Annotated in this window: 14 protein-coding genes and 1 other annotated feature; of the genes, 3 read left to right on the forward strand and 11 right to left on the reverse strand. The window is 33.7% G+C overall.

Annotation, left to right across the window (positions count from 1 at the left end):
- Window positions 1-241: 241 nt before the first annotated feature.
- Genes BLT22_RS11555 through hisS form a run of 3 tightly spaced genes read right to left on the reverse strand, consistent with a single transcriptional unit; the run spans window position 242 to window position 4251 of the window.
- On the reverse strand, window positions 242-1150 hold the full coding sequence (locus tag BLT22_RS11555) for a deoxyribonuclease IV (RefSeq protein WP_087057090.1): 909 nt from the start codon (window positions 1148-1150) through the stop codon (window positions 242-244).
- A gap of 6 nt (window positions 1151-1156) precedes the next feature.
- Complete coding sequence (gene aspS / locus BLT22_RS11560) at window positions 1157-2935, reverse strand: aspartate--tRNA ligase (RefSeq protein WP_091763442.1); 1779 nt, start codon at window positions 2933-2935, stop codon at window positions 1157-1159.
- Between the two features lie 14 nt (window positions 2936-2949).
- A complete protein-coding gene (gene hisS, locus BLT22_RS11565) occupies window positions 2950-4251 on the reverse strand; it encodes a histidine--tRNA ligase (RefSeq protein ID WP_091763443.1) in 1302 nt (433 codons plus the stop codon).
- Window positions 4252-4319: 68 nt separating this feature from the next.
- Window positions 4320-4532 (reverse strand) — a binding site (T-box leader).
- A gap of 182 nt (window positions 4533-4714) precedes the next feature.
- On the opposite strand from hisS, the gene BLT22_RS11570 reads away from it, so the two are divergent.
- The 3 genes from BLT22_RS11570 (at window position 4715) to BLT22_RS11580 (ending at window position 8585) form a co-directional block, all read left to right on the forward strand.
- The gene (locus BLT22_RS11570) at window positions 4715-6052 is read left to right on the forward strand and encodes an N-acetylmuramoyl-L-alanine amidase family protein (protein ID WP_091763444.1); all 1338 of its coding nucleotides are present in this window, start codon (window positions 4715-4717) and stop codon (window positions 6050-6052) included.
- A 278-nt stretch (window positions 6053-6330) separates the two neighbouring features.
- Window positions 6331-7131: a formate/nitrite transporter family protein gene (locus tag BLT22_RS11575; RefSeq protein ID WP_091763445.1), complete on the forward strand. Its 801-nt coding sequence runs from the start codon at window positions 6331-6333 to the stop codon at window positions 7129-7131.
- Window positions 7132-7382: 251 nt separating this feature from the next.
- Window positions 7383-8585 carry a cation:proton antiporter gene (locus tag BLT22_RS11580; RefSeq protein WP_087057082.1) on the forward strand — a complete coding sequence of 401 codons (1203 nt, stop codon included), beginning with the start codon at window positions 7383-7385 and terminating at the stop codon, window positions 8583-8585.
- Window positions 8586-8647: 62 nt separating this feature from the next.
- On the opposite strand, the gene dtd is transcribed toward BLT22_RS11580, so the two are convergent.
- The 8 genes from dtd to BLT22_RS12410 all read right to left on the reverse strand — a co-directional run.
- Complete coding sequence (gene dtd / locus BLT22_RS11585) at window positions 8648-9094, reverse strand: D-aminoacyl-tRNA deacylase (RefSeq protein WP_091763446.1); 447 nt, start codon at window positions 9092-9094, stop codon at window positions 8648-8650.
- A gap of 46 nt (window positions 9095-9140) precedes the next feature.
- Window positions 9141-11351, reverse strand: a complete 2211-nt coding sequence (locus tag BLT22_RS11590; RefSeq protein ID WP_091763447.1) for a RelA/SpoT family protein — start codon at window positions 11349-11351, stop codon at window positions 9141-9143.
- Window positions 11352-11544: 193 nt separating this feature from the next.
- Complete coding sequence (gene deoC / locus BLT22_RS11595) at window positions 11545-12216, reverse strand: deoxyribose-phosphate aldolase (protein WP_091763448.1); 672 nt, start codon at window positions 12214-12216, stop codon at window positions 11545-11547.
- Window positions 12217-12266: 50 nt separating this feature from the next.
- Complete coding sequence (gene prmA / locus BLT22_RS11600) at window positions 12267-13217, reverse strand: 50S ribosomal protein L11 methyltransferase (protein ID WP_091763449.1); 951 nt, start codon at window positions 13215-13217, stop codon at window positions 12267-12269.
- Window positions 13195-13746: a DUF3013 family protein gene (locus tag BLT22_RS11605; RefSeq protein WP_087057087.1), complete on the reverse strand. Its 552-nt coding sequence runs from the start codon at window positions 13744-13746 to the stop codon at window positions 13195-13197. Before BLT22_RS11605 ends, prmA begins: the two co-directional genes overlap by 23 nt.
- 29 nt (window positions 13747-13775) lie before the next feature.
- Complete coding sequence (locus BLT22_RS11610; RefSeq protein ID WP_091763450.1) at window positions 13776-14399, reverse strand: DNA-3-methyladenine glycosylase; 624 nt, start codon at window positions 14397-14399, stop codon at window positions 13776-13778.
- An 88-nt stretch (window positions 14400-14487) separates the two neighbouring features.
- Window positions 14488-15762: an HlyC/CorC family transporter gene (locus tag BLT22_RS11615; protein WP_091763451.1), complete on the reverse strand. Its 1275-nt coding sequence runs from the start codon at window positions 15760-15762 to the stop codon at window positions 14488-14490.
- A gap of 516 nt (window positions 15763-16278) precedes the next feature.
- A partial coding sequence (locus BLT22_RS12410) for a hypothetical protein (protein WP_218127220.1) occupies window positions 16279-16481 on the reverse strand: 203 nt, incomplete at its 5' end.

The following is a 16481-nucleotide window of genomic DNA, read 5'->3' on the forward strand; positions in this document are numbered from 1 at the left end:
AAAAGTATAATTTATATTAAATTCTACTATCAATTATCATTAAAAAGACCGATCTTTTATTAGATCGGTCTTTTTATAATAGGTAGAAAGATTTTGGTACTGATGAAAAGATCTATTATCAATTTCAGGAATAAAAATAATTAATTAAAAAACACAACCACTATTAATATCTTTTTGTGAGATATTAATTGAATGGATTGTGTTTTTCAGCTAGTCTTTTTTTCTCAATTGCTTTTATTAATTATTTCCAGTTTTTTTCATTTAATATTTCATCCAGCAGATCAGGATTAAATGTTTTTTGTTTTAACATATTAATTTCATGACCATAAGGCGCTTTTTTATTTTTTTTATCTTCCCCTACATAGGGTGTTTCAAGTATTTTAGGGAGTGATTCTAATTTGGGATGATGCACAATATAGCTTAATGCTTCAAATCCTATTTCACCAAATCCAATATTTGCATGTCGATCTTTTCCAGCCCCGATAATGTTTTTAGAATCATTAACATGAACAACTTTTAGCCGTTCCAGTCCAATAATTCTATCAAATTCCTCTAAAACACCATCAAAATCCTCTTTAATATCATAGCCAGCATCATGAGTATGACAAGTATCAAGTGTTACTGATAACTTGTCATTTAAATCAACCCGTTCAATAATTTGTGCAATTTCTTCAAAACTGCGTCCAATTTCTGTACCTTTACCGGCCATTGTTTCAAGTGCTATTTGAATTTTCTGATCTTTATGAAGAATCTCATTAAGTCCTTTGGCAATTTGTTCAATAGCTGCGTCTGAACCTGCTCCAACATGGGCTCCTGGATGCATAGTCATCTGAGTAGCTCCGAGCGCTTCTGCCCTTTTGATTTCTTCTTTCATAAATTCTACCGCAAAAGCAAAATTCTCTGTTTTGATCGTATTTCCCAAATTAATAATGTATGGTGCATGAACAACGATACTATCTAAATTGATATTATTTTCTCTCATATACTTCTGTCCAGCTTCGATTTTCATTTCAGAAATATCTTTACGACGAGTATTTTGAGGTGCTCCAGTATAAATCATAAAAGTTGTTGCATCATAGCTTTTGGCCTCTTCAGCAGCGCCAAGCAGCATTTCTTTACCTTTCATTCCTACGTGCGAACCTATCAATATCATTTTTTACTCCTTATCTGTTTTAGCAGTGATCTTCAGGGCTAACTCTTTTAATTGGTTATCAGAAACAACTGACGGAGCATTCGTTAAAGGATCTATTGATTTACCATTTTTAGGAAACGCAATTACTTCACGAATATTTTTCTCATTTGCAAGAATCATGACTAATCGATCAAGTCCAAAAGCAATCCCACCATGTGGAGGGAATCCATATTCCAGTGCATCTAATAAGAACCCAAATTGATTTACTGCTTCCTCTTTAGAAAACCCTAATGCTTTTAGCATTTTTTCTTGTAATTCTCTCTGATGTATCCGAATAGATCCTCCACCTATTTCATAACCATTCAATACAATATCATAGGCATTTGCATAAACATTTTGAGGATCTGATTCTAGCTTACCAAGGTCTTTTTCAAGTGGCATAGTAAAAGGGTGATGAGCTGCACTATAACGTCCAGCTTCTTCATCGTACTCTAATAATGGCCACTCATCGACCCATAAGAATGCTAATTGAGACTCATCAATTAGATTCAGTGTTTTACCTAAATGGATTCTTAATGCGCCTAATGCATCAAATACTACCTTAGGTTTGTCGGCTACAAATAAAAGTAAGTCTCCTTCTTCTGTATCCATTCTCTTCATAAGTTCTTGAGCAATCGGTTTATCATGAAAGAATTTAGCAATAGGTCCGCTAAATCCTTCTTCCGTCACTTTCATCCAGGCTAATCCTTTAGCCCCATATATAGAAGCGACTTCTCCAAGAGCATCAATATTCTTGCGAGAGAAGTCATCAGCCACACCTTTTACATTCAAACCTTTGACTACTCCACCGTTTTCAATAGTACTTGTAAAAACTTTAAAATCAGAGTTTGTCACAATATCCCCCAATTCAATAAGTTCAAGGTCAAATCGTGTATCAGGTTTATCACTACCATAACGATTCATAGCCTCATCATATGAAATTCTAGGGAAAGGTCGAGAAATTTCCATATTTTTAGTTTCTTTAACAACATCAACCAATAATTTCTCCATCAAATCTTGAATTTCTTTTTCGTCAATAAAACTCGTTTCAATATCAACTTGAGTAAATTCTGGCTGACGGTCTCCTCTAAGGTCTTCATCTCTAAAACAACGTACAATTTGATAATAACGATCAATCCCTGCCCCCATCAAAAGTTGCTTAAACAATTGAGGTGACTGTGGCAAAGCAAAAAACTTACCTTCATGTACCCGTGATGGGACTAAATAGTCTCTAGCACCTTCAGGAGTAGACTTAGTTAAATATGGTGTTTCGATATCTAAAAATCCGTTGCTATCTAAAAAATCACTAAAAACTTTTTTTACTTTGTGACGCATAATCATATTTTCTTTCATCTTGTTACGTCTTAAATCAAGATATCTATATTTCAATCTAATATCATCTGACACTTCTACTGTATCTTGAATATCAAATGGAGGTGTTTTGGCTTTATTTAAAATCGAAATACTTTCTGCTTCAATCTCTATTTCTCCAGTTGGCAAATCCTTATTTATTGTGCCATCTTGTCTTTTTACAACTTTTCCAGTTAATTCAACCACAAATTCAGAACGCAATGTTTCTGCGATTATAAATGCTTCTTGAGATTTTTCAGCATTAAATACGACTTGAATGATTCCTTCACGATCCCTAAGGTCTAAAAAAATCATTCCACCTAGATCTCTTCTTTTCTGGACCCATCCCGCTAGTGTGACTTGTTTTCCTACCTGCTCAATTGTTACTTCTCCACAATACATCGTTCTCTCCATACTTTTCACCTATCCTAATCCTTTAAGCTATTTTCAATTTCTTTTAAATATTCAACTATATTATCTTTAGATACTTTATCTAAAGATAATACTGTTTCTTTTCCAGTTTCTAACAACTTAACATTGATTGTACCTTTATTTAACTCATTTTCACCTAACGTAAATACATATTTAGCATTTAATTTATCAGCTGTCTTAAACTGTTTTGCAGGTTTTCTATTTAAAAATTCTCGTTCTACATTAAGTCCTGCTGCTCTTAAAATAGAAGCAACTTTAAGAGCTTCTTTATTTGCTGCGTTACCAATCGTCACGATAAATGCATCTAAAGCAGCAACTTCCGGGAAATCAAAGTGACTATTTTCAAGTAACATTACGAGTCTTTCAAGACCAATACCAAAACCAAATCCTGGAGTGGAAGGTCCTCCAACTTGTTCTACTAAACTATCATATCTACCACCAGCACAGACAGTTGTATTTGAACCAAAATTGGGATCTTCAGTCATAATCTCAAATATTGTATCGTTATAATAATCTAATCCTCTTACCATATTACTATCAATTTCATAATTGATTTCTAAAGCTTCTAAATATTTCTTCACTGCATCAAAATTCTGCTTAGAATGTTCGTCTAAATAATCTAATATAGAAGGCGCCTGAGCGACAAGTTCTTTATCTTTTTTATTTTTACTATCCAAAACACGCAGTGGGTTCTTATACAAACGGTTCTTAGAGTCTTCACTTAACTCATTCATATGCGGTTCTAAATAATTAATCAAAGCTTGACGATATTCTTTACGTGTTTCAGTATTTCCTAACGAATTGATGACAAGCTTGAGATTTTTTATGTTGAATGATTTGAAGATATCCATTGCTAAGGCCATAGTTTCAACATCCGTTGCCGGATTACTACTCCCAAAAACTTCCACACCTAACTGATGGAATTGACGCATACGGCCTTTTTGAGGACGTTCATATCGGAACATGGGTGCAATATAATAATATTTTGATGGTTTATGATACTCAGGTCCGTATAATTTATTTTCTACGTAAGCACGCACTACTCCAGCAGTTCCTTCAGGACGTAGAGCAATATGTCGGTTTCCTTTATCCATGAAATCATACATTTCTTTTGAAACAATATCGCTTGTCTCTCCCACGCCACGAGAGAACAATTCGAATTGTTCAAATAATGGGGTACGAATTTCTTTAAACTGATAACGAGCTAAGGTTTTTCTTGCATGGCTTTCAATATACTGCCATTTATTTGTATCTTCTGGTAAAAAATCAGGGGTTCCTTTAATTTTTTGATAATTCATTTTTTTCCTCCAGTTTCATGTGTCATTATATATAATAAAAAAAGCCCCTCTTCTATACGAATGTATAAAAGAAGGACGTGTATAATAATTGAGTCACGTGGTACCACCTAGTTTTAGAAAGTAAATTACTTTCACTCTAAAGTTAACGCCTTCTACGTGATAGCTTTTCACTATCAAACCTCCAGAGTGTCTTTCAGATATTTGTTAAGGGTCTCTTTCAGCCAAGGAGAACCTTTCTAGGTCAATAACAAGTATCCTAATTTCTCTTTCATTGGTAATTTATTTAAATAGTTAAGTTCTAAATATATTTATTGATTACAAGCTTACAAGAAAGAGGTTGTAAAGTCAATATACGTTTTTATTTTTCTGAGTCCCTCTTACATATTGCAATGACAAAGATTTAACTGATATAATAGTAAAAACTGAGTGTTATTACCCTGTACTATTTGAAAGGATGCCTGTAATGGATCAAAATGACCCAACTATACATAATCAATTATTTCCTAAAAAAAATATTTTTATAGCTATTATTCTATTACTCTTGAGTATAACCATCGCTTCTACGATCGTATTGGCCAACGAAAATACAGTCGTAGTTAAAGCTAACGTGCTGAACGTACGTATCGGTCCAGGACTTTCTTACGATGTTATGACTCAAGTCAATGAAGATCAGAGATTAAATGTTTTAGCTGAAGATAACGAATGGTACAAAGTAAGGCTATCAAATGACCAAATTGGATGGGTAGCAAGCTGGCTAGTAGAAAATGAAGAAATTTCTTCAGAAAATCAGCGTTATGGTATAGTTACCGGTACCGAGGTCAATATTAGACAATACGCTACTACTGATTCTAAAAAGTTAGGTATAGTATACGAGAATACCGAGCTTTCTGTCCTATACGAAGAGAAAGACTGGTATCAGATCCTTTATTTAGGAAAAGTCGCTTGGATCCACAAAGATTATTTAAAATTAATTGATCCACCGGTCAAGCAAGCTGCCGAAGAATCTGTTTCTACCCAACAAGTTATTATTGGAAATCAAGATACAAATATCAGAAGTTCTCCCAGTACTGATGGTGATATTTTAACCGTTGCAGCTTCAAATAGTAAGCTTAATTATTTAGGCACTGAAGAAAAATGGTATAAAGTACAACTAGATAATGGCCGCACTGGATATGTAGCAAACTGGGTTTCCAGCCTTTCAGAAGTAGATACAGCAGATGTTGAAAAACAAGAAAATCAAAAACAAAGAATCGCTACAAATCTTTCAGAAGCAACCATTATGATTGATGCAGGCCACGGCGGGAAAGACCCTGGTGCTTTGTCTGAGACTGGATTTTTGGAGAAAGAGGTTGCTTTGAGTACAGCTAAAACTTTGCAAAAACGTCTACAAGACGCCGGTGCCAATGCGATCTTAACTAGATCAGATGATACCTTTATTTCTTTAAATGACCGGGTCTATCTGGCTCATAAAGCTAATGCTGATGCATTTATCAGCATACATTATGACACTATAGAAATCGCTAATTCTATGAGCGGTACAACGACTTATTATTATTCTAAAAATGAATTAGAGTTAGCCAATACAGTCAATCACTACTTGGAAACAAACGGGACTCTACCTAATAATGGAGTCAGAACTGCCGAATACTTTGTATTGAAAAATAATGCTCAGCCTTCGATACTACTAGAATTAGGTTATTTAAATAATGACCATGATATTTCTGTAGTAAATACTCAAGCCTATCAGTCAACTGTAGTGGAAGCAATCTATCAGGGATTGAGAGACTATTTTTCACAGTAGTTTGCTTTTGAATTAAATCCTAAAACACTTTTTGAAGAGCTAATTTTCTTCAAAAAGTGTTTTTTATATCAAAAGGTTTTGATATTCATTTATGCTCTATAAAGTAAAGCTGGTATGCTTATCTATCTTATAATTTTTTAATGTAAGTGGCATCATTTAATCATTCTATCATTTATCCGTTTTTTTATTGAAAATATATTGTTTTTCATTTTCAAACGAAGAACAAAGTGGTAATATAAATTTATTGTGTAAAAACTAACAAGAAGGATGGAATTTTAATGGATGCAAATTATCAAGGCCTCTTTTATTTTATTGAAAAGAGTATAGAAAAAAAGAAACAACTTTTTGAAGTAAGTGCAATTCGCTATTTTATTAGAGCCATGTTGGCCACTTTATTTTTAACTTTAGGAACTGCTATCGCAGTGATTACGGCGCAAGCAGCTGAAAAAGCTATTCCTGGTTCAGGTAAGTTTTCATATTCATTTATGTTTAGCTGGTCCCTCGTGATGATTATTTATATGAATGCTGAATTAGGAACATCTAACATGATGTATGCAACAGTTGGGGTACATCGTAAATTGTTATCTGGAAAAAAAGCACTTATTATATTATTTTCATGTTTACTCTTCAATTTAATTGGAGGTATATTAGCAAGCTATCTAGTTTCTTTATCTTCTGTCTTCCAAGATTTGCCAACTGATCATTTCTTATTTCATGCCATTGAAGGGAAATTGGCAAAGTCTCCTCTTCAAATATTTACAGAAGGAATATTTGCTAATATAATTGTTAACGTAGCAGTATTCTGTACTATTAGAATGAAAGATGACGCAGGTAAAGTTATTTCTATGATATTCATCATTTTTATTTTTGCATTCTTAGGATTCGAACACGTCATCGCTAATTTTGCTTCTTTCCCTCTTGCATTCTTTGCATATGGTGGTGCAGTCCCTGGAATGACTCTTGCTTCAGTTGCAACCAACTGGCTCTTAGCTGCCCTTGGAAATTTTGTTGGTGGCGGTTTGATTATTGGACTTACTTATTCTTGGTTAAACAAAGGAAATCATATATACTTGGACTAGAATAAAATTGTTCTAGCTTGATTAATTATTTTTTTATCTCTTGTATCGACTTATTCAATTCAGACTTTTTTCTAATTGAATGAGTCGATTTTTTTCGTCGCATCCAAACAAATAATTATGTTAATCATTTTTGAAGATCCGAATAAGTAGGTAAGAACAAAATATAAACGATTCCCTTTAGTTTTTTCTTTACATTTGTTACGTTTAATTACATACTTATATAATAATTCATTCAGAAAGCAGGTTATATTATGCATTTATATCTTCAATTAATCGTTTTATTGTTCGTAAGTATCACTGTATATACCTTTGATGTTAAGAAAAAATATTTTCCAGTTCCAGTAGTACTGCTTTTAACTGGGATTGGGCTGTCATTCTTGCCTTTATTTTCTGATTTGTCTATATCAAAAAATATTTTGTATGCTATTTTTATTCCGGGTCTCTTATTTGTATCATCTTATCAGTTTTCGGCTAAAGCTTTTAAAAAAAACGCCTCTATAATGATTACATTAAGCACAGTCGGCATGGTGGGAACTGTATTGTTATTGGGAGCTGGGATTTTTTGGATAACTTCCTATTTTCACCCTCTTTCTTGGAGCCTATCTTTCCTATTGGCTGCGATTTTAGTTCCCACTGACCCGGTATCTGTAGTATCCATCTTGAAAAACAACACAGAAGCAGATGAAATTGCAGATATTGTTGAAGGCGAATCAATGTTGAATGATGGTACGAGTATTGTTATGTTTACTGTATTTCTCTCAATGGTAGAAACGGGTAATGCATTTTCAGTTATAAATTTTCTTCAGAGTTTTGTTTTTGTTTCACTAGGTGGTATTATTGTAGGACTATTTTTCGGATGGGTATTGAGTCATGCAATTCATATTACTTCACACCGTGAGTATCAAATCATGCTTAGTATATTAATAGCTTATGGTAGCTTTCTAACAGCTGAAGAACTTGGTTTTTCAGGAGTTTTAGCTACTGTTGTATCCGGAATTATGCTCTCGTTTGCTTTTTCCAAAAAAGATGAAAAAGAAGAAGAATTTAGAGTAGCCTTGGGAGGTTTTTGGAATGTAATCGATCCGATATTAATGTCTTTTTTGTTCCTTCTCATAGGCATACAGTCAGCGGCCTACCTCTATTTTAATTACTGGTATTTAGCTTTTTTAATTTTTGTTCTTTCAATACTAGCACGTTTTATAGTATTAGGATCTACGATTTATTTAGTACCCCAGTGGAAAAAGAGATTTGAAAATTTCTCTTCTGTTCTCTTAGTACTCTCATGGGCCGGCATTAAAGGTTCTATGTCAGTTGTTTTGCTTTTATGGACCATAGATAGCGCTCTAGTAAAAGATCCGATATTAATTTCAATCGCTTTTTCATCTATTTTGATTTCATTTATCTTACAGAGTTTAGGTATCTATCCATTGACAAATATATTAAAAAGGAAATAAGTTAAATACGATAATGAATAAACTTAAAAGCTCCTGACAATTTTTGTCAGGAGCTTTTTGATTTATCTATTTTTTGAGTCAATAATAATTGTTACCGGACCATCATTTAGTAGCGAAACCTTCATATCTTCTCCAAAAATTCCTGTCTCTACATTAATTCCTTCAGAAGATAAACCCGCATTAAACTTCTCATATAAGGGCGCTGAGTGATCAGGTTTAGCGGCATTCACAAAGCTTGGTCGATTCCCTTTTTTTGTATCAGCATATAACGTGAATTGGGAAATAGAAAGTACAGAACCTTTTACTTGGTCTATAGAAAGATTCATCTTCCCTTGACTATCTTCGAAAATTCGCATATTTCTCACTTTTCTAACCAGATAGATCACATCATCTTCGGTATCTTCTTGACTGATTCCTACTAGAATAACCATGCCGGTTCCAATAGATCCAATGATTTCCCCATTAATTTCTACTCGGGCTTCTGTAACCCTTTGGATAACTAATCGCAATTTCAAACCTCCTGCTAGCTTTTGTTATAGCCTTAAAAACAAAGTTTTAAGAAGTAATTCTTTTAACAGAATAAACATCTGGTATTGATTTGACTTTATCAACGATTCGTTCTAGTTCATTAAGGTTTTGAATACCAATTGTTACTTTGATTATAGCCATTTTGTTATTATCTATTTTACCATTTACATTACTTAATTGATTTGTCTGTGAATTAATTACTTGTAGGATTTCATTCAACAATCCTGAACGATCATACCCCTGTACTTGAAGTTCCGCATTATAAGTTTTTTCGTTCCCGCTTGATTCCCATTCAACTTCAATTAATCTATTCTCTGCATCTTCTGATGCATGAACATTTGGACAATCCCTTCGATGAATTGATACACCACGCCCTCGGGTAATATATCCTACAATCTCATCTCCAGGTACAGGATTACAACATTTGCTTAATCTTACTAGTAAGTTGTCGGCTCCCTGTATGACCACCCCACCTTCATGTTTGATTTTCATTTTTTCGGGTTCTTTTTTTTGTTTCATTTCAATGGGATGATTCTGATCTAATTGCAACTCTTTTTCTTCTTTTAGTTTACGTTCTTTTTCAGTAAGTTTATTCGCTACAGTAACAACTTTTAATTCACCATAACCTATCGAAGCATAAAGGTCATCTGTACTTTGGTAATTGAAGCGATCCGTCACTTTACTGATATTTTCTTTTTTTAAGATTTGTTTTGGGCTAAAACCTATTTCTATAATTTGTTTTTCAAGTATTTCCTTACCACGTTCTACATTTTGTTCTTTTTCTTGAGTTTTAAAGAATCGCTTGATTTTGTTTTTAGCCTTTGAAGTATTGACATAGTTTAACCAGTCTCTGCTAGGTCCAAAAGAATTAGAAGATGTCAGCATTTCGACTATATCTCCATTTTTCAGTTTATAATTTAAAGGAACAATCTTGCCGTTAACTTTTGCTCCCATTGACTTATTCCCTACTTCTGTATGGACATGAAACGCAAAATCTAAGGTACTTGATCCGGAAGGCAGTTCCATTACATCCCCTCTTGGACTGAAAACATAAACTTTATCTTTAAAGATATCTTGTTTGATTGAATCCATGAAATCACTTGCATCACTAGATTCACTTTGAAGTTCTAAAATATCTCTAAACCACGAGATATGTTCTGATAAATCATCGTTGTCGATTTTCTCTGTAATGCCTTCTTTATAAGCCCAATGAGCAGCTACACCATATTCTGCAATTTCATGCATTTGGTATGTTCTGATTTGAACTTCTAATGGTGTTGCATTTGGACCTAAAACCGTTGTGTGCAATGACTGATACATATTAGCCTTAGGCATAGCAATATAATCTTTAAATCTGCCAGGCATTGGTTTCCACCTTGTGTGAATAGCCCCTAGCACACCATAACAGTCTTTGATTGAATCAACAATTATTCTGATAGCTAACAGATCATAAATTTCATTAAATTGTTTCTTCTGTTGTTTCATTTTCTTATAAATTGAATAAATATGCTTAGGACGTCCCGTAATATTTGCTTTAATGTCTAGTTCATCTACTGACTCAACGATGGCTTTTTTTGCATCGTCAATATAACGCTCACGATCTTCTCGTCTAGAATTCATTAAGTGAACAATCCGATAATATTGCTGAGGATTTATATACCTCAACGAAATATCTTCAAGTTCCCACTTGATTCGACTGATACCTAACCTATCAGCTAAAGGAGCATAAATTTCTAATGTTTCTTTTGCAATATCTCTTTGTTTTTCAGGACGATGATGCTTTAGTGTGCGCATATTGTGTACACGGTCTGCTAGTTTCACTAAAATCACTCGCACATCCTGAGCCATTGCCAATAGCATTTTACGATGGTTTTCAGCTTGGTGCTCTTGTTTTGATTTGAATTTAATTTTTCCTAATTTTGTAACACCATCTACAAGATCTGCTACTTCCGGTGTGAAAATCTCTGCAATATCTGTATAAGTATAATCAGTATCTTCAATTACATCATGAAGAAAACCCGTAGCAACGGTTACAGGATCCATTTTTAAATCTGCTAATATCCCTGCTACCTGAACAGGATGCATGATATAGGCTTCTCCTGATTTACGTATTTGTCCTCTGTGTGATTCTTCTGCTAAATCATAAGCTCGCTTAACGAATGCTACATGTTCACTATTCATATATGTCAAACATAATGCAATGACTTCTTGAGGAGTATAGTCTTTTTTTTGTGACATAGATCCTACCTTCTTTTCTCATGATCTAAATAATTTAATCTGCTCACTCTTTATTTAAACTATTTAATTATGAAGAATAATCATTCTAATTGATAATAAAACCAGCACTTTACAGTGCTGGTTCTCAATAGTATTATATCGTTTTTGTATAATAGTTTCAACTCATGGTTTACTAATGCTTATCAAGTTTACTCTAGTAAGCGTTAGTTCCTTCTATACCTTGTACAAGTGCCACACCGTTAGAAGTTCCTATACGAGTAGCCCCAGCTTCAATCATTGCTTTAGCATCTTCATATGTGCGAACGCCACCAGATGCTTTAACGCCCATTTCTGGACCGACTGCTGTACGCATCAATTTGATATCTTCTACGGTAGCTCCACCAGTTGAAAATCCAGTAGATGTTTTTACGAAATCAGCTCCAGCGCTTTTGGCTATCTCACATGCTCGGATCTTTTCATTATGAGATAATAAAGAAGTTTCAATAATCACCTTTACCAAGGCTTTTTTATCTGCAGCTTCAATAACGGCTTTTATATCCTCACGTACAAGAGAAAAATCCTCGCTTTTCATGGCTCCAATATTAATTACCATGTCAACTTCATCTGCTCCATCTTTAATTGCTTGTTTCGTTTCATTCACTTTAGTAGCTGTAGTATTAGCTCCTAACGGAAATCCAATAACCGTACAGGTGTTAACGCTGCTGTCTTTTAGTAGATCAGAAACATAGGCTACCCATGTAGGGTTAATACAAACCGCTTTAAAGTCATGTTTCTTAGCATCCAGACAAGCTTGTTGGATATCTAGATCAGTTGATTCCGGCTTTAGTACAGTATGATCGATGTAACTTTTTAAATTTTCTATCATAATTATCCTTCTTTCTTAATATCTATTTTTTTAAAGCTTTCATTAAAAATTCAATCTTCAGCTGGTTTAATAGCTAAAATAGCAACCCAGTCTCCCATTTGATTGATTTGTTCTATTTCAAACCCATTATCTTTTAAACTAAGAAGTATCTCTTCTTTTTTTTCTGAGATAATACCAGAAGATAAAAATTTACCACCCGGCTTTAGATTTTTAAACGCATCAGGTATAAGAAGTAAAATAATTTCAGCTAAAATATTGGCAACTATCATATCTGCTTGTACATCAATACCCTTAAGTAAATCATTTGCTTGCACGGATATTTCTGTATTTAAGTCATTTAATTGTATATTATCATATGCTGACTTAACAGCAACATCGTCTAAATCAAATGCTTGGATCTTAGAGGCCCCTAACAGCGCACTAGCAATGGTTAACACGCCAGAGCCGGTCCCTACATCTAAAACCGTTTCTCCACCTCTTAGACTACTTTCTAGAGCTTGTAGACAGAGTTTAGTAGTTGGATGGGTGCCGGTCCCAAAGGCCAACCCAGGATCTAGATAAATAATCTTTTCTTCTTCATGATTTTTTGAATACTCTTCCCATTGTGGGACAATTGTCATGTATCGAGTAATCGAAACAGGATGGTAATATTTTTTCCAAGCATTAGCCCATTCTTCTTCTACTACATCTTCAGTTGTGACTTCATAGTTTTCAATATCCAAATCAAAAGATTTAAGGGATTCGATTTTCTCGATTAAAGCCAACTCAGTTTCTTTTGAAGCATCGTCCCCATAAAAATAACCTTTAATAACAACACCATCATCTGGAAAAGCTTTTTCATCTAAGGCCCATAATGTATCAAACCCATACTCAGGAAGTGATAGAAAATCTTTACGATCAACTACTGATACACCGGCAGAGCCTAATTCGATTAAAATATTTGATACAGCTTCTGTAGCTTCTCCATTAATATGGACTTTAAATTCTTTCCACTCCGTCATTTGATTCATCCTTTTTAATTTGTTCAATAAAAGACTCTTCTTCGTCAAGCATCATTTTAATTTTTTCTTTATCATAACGATTTATTGATTTCAAAGTTTGTATGGTTCCTTCTAAATTGCGTTCATTCCATCTTAACCTAAAATCTCCCGTCACGTTATCATCAGAAAATTTCTTTAACTCCACGATACCTTCCTCAGTTATGATGTTCAGTTGCTTTAAACAGGCAGACACGTGTCCTTTTTCTATACCCGTATGACTATTTATTGGAATAGAAGCTAAATAATTCTGAGGTTTTACATGCGCATATGCTGGGTCATAAAAACAGAGAACATCTTCAAACTGAATACTTCCAGGTTGATTAGTCTGTCCAATTACATCTTGGACTTGAAGCGATTCATCTACCTTCACATTAAAGGTTATATATAATTCAACAATTCTATTATTTGTATTTTTAATTACTTTCCATTGGAAAACTGGGAAAAGATTTTTCAACTCAGTATCTATATAAGTTGCGAGATCTTGTTTCAAAACTTATCCTCCTACTTATGTTCGTTACTTTATTCTAACATAGATTTCCATCCATTATCCATGGAAACCTTTCCTCGATTTCTAGATATATAGGGATTACCAGTCACTGTATACCGTAATTTTGCTTCTGTCCATTCTCCTTTATTTGGTATACCGATTCTTGGAGAAGAATCAATATTAACAGGTTCTAGTTTTTTACTTAAATCTAAGTATAGAGGCTTTTCTAATATACTGAGTCCATTATCTTCCATTGTAATATTTAATGCTTTAGTGAGCTTTCCTGGGCCATTTGTCAAATCAACGCCATTTTTCTTACGATTCAGTTGCATTAATTCTTCCCCTTCATTTGGCTCAATTGCTCTGATCAGGACAGCGTGTGCTACGCCTTTTGGTTGCGTTACTATATTTAACATTTTATGAGTGTGCATTTGATAGACATAAATAGTTCCAGATTCCTGATACATAGAATGCAAACGAGGTGTTCTTTTGCCTAAATAACTGTGAGCCGCAGCATCTTCATATCCTAAATAGGCTTCTATCTCAACAATCCACCCTGACATTTTACCAAAATCAGTCTCTCTAACCAGCAGATGTCCTAATAATTGTTGTGCAATTTCTTCCGTCGACTTACTATCATCTGTAACATTAAACATATACTATCTGCTCACCCTTTTTTTAAATAATGACTTTATTTTTGATAAAAAAAAGCATGCTGAATACCAACATGCTAAACTTTTATCTTTAAGTTTCATAATTTGTTTCTATATAATCGATTCTTATTTCAAGTACCCTTCTATTTTTAACTTCAGTAACTGATACATCCATATTCTTATATATAAACTGATCTCCCTCTAAAGGCACTCTATTCAATTCTTCTATCACAAAACCACTTACAGTATTAGAGATAAAATCATCCGAGCTATCAAGATGGAATAGGTCAAATAATTTTTCTAATTTAACCGTTCCTTTTACGATATAACTTAAGCCATCATTCAGTTCAATAATTTCTTCTTCAATTACATCAGATTCATCCCAAATTTCTCCTACAAGTTCTTCTAAAACGTCTTCCATTGTGGCGATTCCGACAGTTCCACCATGTTCATCTGTTACAATTGCCATATGAGTTTTTTTAAGTTGCATTGTTCGAAGCAGCTTAGATAAATTCATTACCGGTGGCACATAAATCACTTCTTTAACAATCGTTAATATTGAGGTATCTTTGCCTGTACGTACTTTAGCTTTCAGATAACGATTAAAGTCTTTTTCGTGTAAAATCCCTACCACATGATCAATCGTATCATCATAAATGATTAATCTAGAAAAGTTATGTCTATTAAATAATTCTTCTATCTTCGAGTCCTCTTCATTTACGTCACAACCAATAACGTCTACTCGAGGCATGAGTATAGACGATACTTCTAAGTCGTCAAATTCTATAGCTGATCTGACGAGTTGATGTTCATGGTCTTCAATACTTCCACCCATTTCTGCCTGATCGACCATAGAGAGTAATTCATCTTCACTAATTGTTTCCATGTTCTCAAAATTGAAGACTCTATCGAGTAAAAGTCTCCATTTTTCAAAAAACCAGATAGCTGGTTTAAATAGATTCATTAGTACTTGAATAATTGGCGAAGAAAATTTAGCAATTGTTTCTGATTTTTCTTTAGCAATTGTTTTTGGTGTAATTTCGCCGAAAATTAGCACAATAATGGTAATAACAATAGTAGCAATCGTTGCTCCATAAGTTGGAAACCATTTAACAAATAATAAGGTGGCAATTGCAGACGTCGCAATATTCACAATATTATTACCGATTAGAATTGTCGACAATACTGCATCAAAATTCTCTGCTAAGTGCAAGGTTCTTTTTGCTTTCTTGTCCCCATTTTCTGCTTCATTCTTCAATCTAATTCGGTTAGCCGATGTAAATGCTGTTTCCGAAGAAGAAAAATAGGCCGATAGCAAAATCAACACAATTAATAGTAATATGCTCGATAAATCTCCACTGTCCATTAAGATGGACTTCCCCCTTTATAATCTTTTTATATATTGTATCATAACAATATTTGATTTTTATTAAATTTATTATACATTTTTAAATTTCAAAGATGGGTAGTCCTCCGACTCCCCATCTTTACTACAATATTTTGAAATAAATTAATAAAAACCTCATGCTTAAACCGATAATGGTTTACTATTTATTATTCATCGTCAAGGTTTATTCCTGGCATGAAGGCTTCTAGTAAAAGAATCTTTTTTGATACATCTATTATTAGCTTATTCTCGATTAATTCAGAATCTAATAGGCTGAGTTTACGGGAATTTATTCCCTATTTCATCTCTTTATATTACTTACAAGATTATATCATAATTGACTCAACGTTGGCAAAATGTCGAATAAATAGGTGTGTGTCAAGTTGTTGTAGGAAATCTCTAGAATCACTTTTTCCTGTTATTGTTTTTCGCTGTTTACTGAGGGATATGGGCTCTTTGAGCCTTTCTCCCTCAGTAAACAGCCTTAAACTCTCTTTATTTTAGTGCTTTAGCCAACTGTCCCAGAGCGTGAGAAGACGCACAGTACTTTCCAATACCGCCTTCAATCACACCGATTGATTTTTTAGTTTTATATTTCTTTAGTAATGTACGGATTATCCCTTTGAATTCAGGGATAATTTCCTGTTTAAAAGCAGGAATCGTTTCAGTTAGCGCTTGTAAAAACAAACCATTCTTAC

It is taken from the genome of Marinilactibacillus psychrotolerans (assembly GCF_900101525.1).
Lineage (GTDB): Bacteria > Bacillota > Bacilli > Lactobacillales > Carnobacteriaceae_A > Marinilactibacillus > Marinilactibacillus psychrotolerans.

What these genes read in the sequence shown, in the direction of transcription:
- aspS (WP_091763442.1), bottom strand. Translation starts at nt 2,935, where the DNA reads ATGGAGAGAACGATGTATTGTGGAGAAGTAACAATTGAGCAGGTAGGA.
- deoC (WP_091763448.1), bottom strand. Translation starts at nt 12,216, where the DNA reads ATGATAGAAAATTTAAAAAGTTACATCGATCATACTGTACTAAAGCCG.
- prmA (WP_091763449.1), bottom strand. Translation starts at nt 13,217, where the DNA reads ATGACGGAGTGGAAAGAATTTAAAGTCCATATTAATGGAGAAGCTACA.
- BLT22_RS11570 (WP_091763444.1), top strand. Translation starts at nt 4,715, where the DNA reads ATGGATCAAAATGACCCAACTATACATAATCAATTATTTCCTAAAAAA.
- BLT22_RS11580 (WP_087057082.1), top strand. Translation starts at nt 7,383, where the DNA reads ATGCATTTATATCTTCAATTAATCGTTTTATTGTTCGTAAGTATCACT.
- BLT22_RS11610 (WP_091763450.1), bottom strand. Translation starts at nt 14,399, where the DNA reads ATGTTTAATGTTACAGATGATAGTAAGTCGACGGAAGAAATTGCACAA.
- hisS (WP_091763443.1), bottom strand. Translation starts at nt 4,251, where the DNA reads ATGAATTATCAAAAAATTAAAGGAACCCCTGATTTTTTACCAGAAGAT.
- BLT22_RS11590 (WP_091763447.1), bottom strand. Translation starts at nt 11,351, where the DNA reads ATGTCACAAAAAAAAGACTATACTCCTCAAGAAGTCATTGCATTATGT.
- BLT22_RS11575 (WP_091763445.1), top strand. Translation starts at nt 6,331, where the DNA reads ATGGATGCAAATTATCAAGGCCTCTTTTATTTTATTGAAAAGAGTATA.
- BLT22_RS11615 (WP_091763451.1), bottom strand. Translation starts at nt 15,762, where the DNA reads ATGGACAGTGGAGATTTATCGAGCATATTACTATTAATTGTGTTGATT.